General features: G+C 42.0%; 1 pseudogene. It reads left to right on the top strand.

What is annotated here, in order from left to right:
• Positions 1-38: 38 nt before the first annotated feature.
• Positions 39-567: pseudogene (locus MICAI_RS16895) on the top strand (hemolysin); the annotation flags it as partial.

The raw sequence follows: 567 nt of genomic DNA, 5'->3' as shown, positions 1-567 counted from the left end.
GCTAAAACTGTTAGCAATAAACCTTTACAGTTAATGTCATGACTTCTTCTCTTTTGCCGATTTTTCCTGCTGTTTACGATGTTTTGTTCGATTTTGCTCAATCTGATGGTTTTTGGGCGAATTTGGCCATCGCTTTTGGCACAAGTTATGATGTGGTTAAAGCGACGCAATTACGACAGCAGTGGAAAAGCCGAAATTTTAGTCAAATTCCCCCGATTGAGGTACTCAGTGATGAAGTTTTGGGAACGGCGAATGGTGCCTATTCCAGCAGTAAGAATAAGATTTATCTATCAGCATCTTTTTTAAATACAGCTTCGTCAGCAGCGATAATTAATGTAATTTTAGAAGAAATTGGGCATTATGTGGATGCTCAAATTAATCAGGTGGATAGCGCGGGAGATGAGGGGGCAATTTTTGCGGAGTTGGTTCAAGAGGTTAATCTGTCTGAGTCCCAGTTGGCTTTATTGCGGGGAGAGGATGATTCAAGGGTAATGGTGATTGATGGCGTGGAGACTGCGTTGGAAATGGCTATTGCTGACCCTGGAAATACCCTAGCAGAAGCTCTAA

The organism is Microcystis sp. T1-4, assembly GCF_000297435.1.
GTDB lineage: Bacteria > Cyanobacteriota > Cyanobacteriia > Cyanobacteriales > Microcystaceae > Microcystis.
The sequence above is the reverse complement of the archived record's forward strand: the minus strand, read 5'-3'. Positions and strand labels throughout refer to the sequence as shown.